At 70.2% G+C, this 2,048-nt stretch carries 2 protein-coding genes; one reads left to right on the plus strand and one right to left on the minus strand.

Going from position 1 to position 2,048, the window contains the following annotated elements:
* Positions 1–1,078: Gfo/Idh/MocA family oxidoreductase (locus tag AB0M20_RS40295; RefSeq protein ID WP_364306430.1), on the minus strand; the 1,078-nt coding region annotated here is incomplete at its 3' end.
* An 88-nt stretch (positions 1,079–1,166) separates the two neighbouring features.
* On the opposite strand from AB0M20_RS40295, the gene AB0M20_RS40300 reads away from it, so the two are divergent.
* Positions 1,167–1,994 (plus strand): LacI family DNA-binding transcriptional regulator, encoded by an 828-nt coding sequence (locus AB0M20_RS40300; protein ID WP_364306432.1) that lies wholly within the window; start codon positions 1,167–1,169, stop codon positions 1,992–1,994.
* The last annotated feature ends 54 nt before the right edge of the window (positions 1,995–2,048 follow it).

Below are 2,048 nucleotides of genomic sequence, written 5' to 3' on the forward strand. Positions count from 1 at the left end.
GCAGCCGGTCGAGGCCGCCGATCTGGTCGAGGAACGCGCGCGCCTGGAAGACGAAGAAGTCGTTCTGGCCGTGCCCCACGGTGGGGAAGTCCATCGGCAGCCCACGGGCGATGTAGGGGTGCCACGGTCCGATGGAGACGGTGCGCGCGCCGTTGGCGGCCTGCGCCGGGCCGTCGTCGATGACCGAGAACTCGGCCGGGCGGTTCAGGTCGAACGACGCGGTGCCACCCTCGCAGAAGAGGTCGAGCTTGAGGGTGTTGGCGTGCCCGAAGGCGACCCGGGACAACGCGAACGTGCCCACCGCGCCGCCGGAGTAGCTGCTGGTGAACGTACAGATGTCCTCGTTCTCGACGGCCTGCCGCTCGGCGCTGAGCTCGACCCCGCCGGCGTGCCCCACCGCGATGCCCAGCGGTTTGGGCCGGTCGGCGATGAGGGTGGCCATCGTGGTGCCCTGGACGCCGGTGGTCGGGCCGCAGAAGAACTCGGCCAGGTCGGTCAGGTGGCTGCCGATGTCGGCCAGCACGCCGGTGCCGGGCCCGCCGAGGTAACGCCAGCTGATCGGGCGCTGCGGGTCGAAGCCGTAGTCGCACCAGTAGTTGCCGACGATGTGCCGCACCGCCCCCAGCTCGCCCTCGACCAGCTCCTTGACGGCGTTGAGCGCGGGGGAGCGGCGGAAGGTGAAGCCGACCGCGTTGACCAGTCCGGGCGCCGCCGCGGCCGCGGCGACCATCGCTTCCGCGTCGGCGACGCCGGGGGCGAGCGGCTTTTCGCAGAGTACGTGCTTGCCGGCCGCGAGGGCGGCCTCGGTGATCTCGCGGTGCAGGTTGTTCGCGACGGCGATGCTGACGGCGCGTACGTCCGGAGCGTCGATCACCGCGCGCCAGTCCGTCTCGGCGCGTTCGAAGCCGAAGCGGCGCGCGGCGTCCGTGGCGAACGGCTCGTGCACGTCGGCGATGGCGACCAGGCGGGCGGACGGCCCGTCCAGGTCGTAGAGGGTCGAGGCATTGCGGTACGCGGCGGCGTGCGCACGACCCACCATGCCCGCGCCGATGACCGCCACACCGAATTCCTGGGGCATCCGCCCGCCTCCTTTTAAAGCGCTTTAAACACGAGTAATATCCGTGCCGCGTGCGCAGTGTGTCAAGGGTGTTACGGGAGGTTTCTCAGTGGATCAACGGCCACGGCTCGAGGACGTCGCCGCCCGGGTCGGCGTCTCGACCGCCTCGGTGTCGCTGGTGCTGCGCGGTGCCGCCGGCCCGAGCGCGGAGACCCGCCGCCGGGTGCTCCAGGCCGCCGCCGAGCTCGGATACCGGGCCGACCGCGCGGCCAGCATGCTGGCCCGCCGCCGCCGGCATCTGCTCGGTGTGCTGCTCGACGTGCGCAACCCGTTCCACGCCGAGCTGGTCGAGGAGATCCAGGTCGAGGCCGACCGAATCGGCTACGAGGTCGTGCTGTCCACGCTGACGCGCAGCCACGACGAGGACCGGGCCGTCGCGTCGCTGCTCGACTTCCGCTGCGAGGCGCTGCTGCTGCTCGGCCCGGACGCCACCGCGGGCGCACTGGCCAAGCTCGCCGCCCAGGTGCCGGTCGTGGTGATCGGCCGCGAGGTGCGCGAGGAGTCGGTCGACGTGATCCGGCCGGCCGACGACATCGGCGTCGACGCCGCCCTCAACCACCTGATCGAACTCGGTCACGGTCGCATCGCGTTCGTGGACGGCGGCGCCGGTGTCGTGGCCACCACCCGCCGCCGCGGCTACCGCACCGCGATGCGTCGCGCCGGGCTGCCGACGCAGGTGATCCCGGGTGACCACACCGAGGAGGGCGGTCTGCGCGCCGGCCGGCTGCTGGCCGCGACGGCCGACATGCCGACCGCGGTGATCGCCTCCAACGACCGCTGCGCGGTCGGGGTGCTGGACGCCTTCGTGCGCGCCGGGATCGACGTGCCCGGCGAGGTTGGTTATATCATTCATCTGATAAGTTTTAGGTATATCTAGACGATTTTTAAAATCAGATATATTTATTTTAATATAACCAGTATGTTTATATTG

Origin of the sequence: Actinoplanes sp. NPDC051633 (genome assembly GCF_040681735.1) — a bacterium.
In the GTDB taxonomy this organism is placed as follows: domain Bacteria; phylum Actinomycetota; class Actinomycetes; order Mycobacteriales; family Micromonosporaceae; genus Actinoplanes.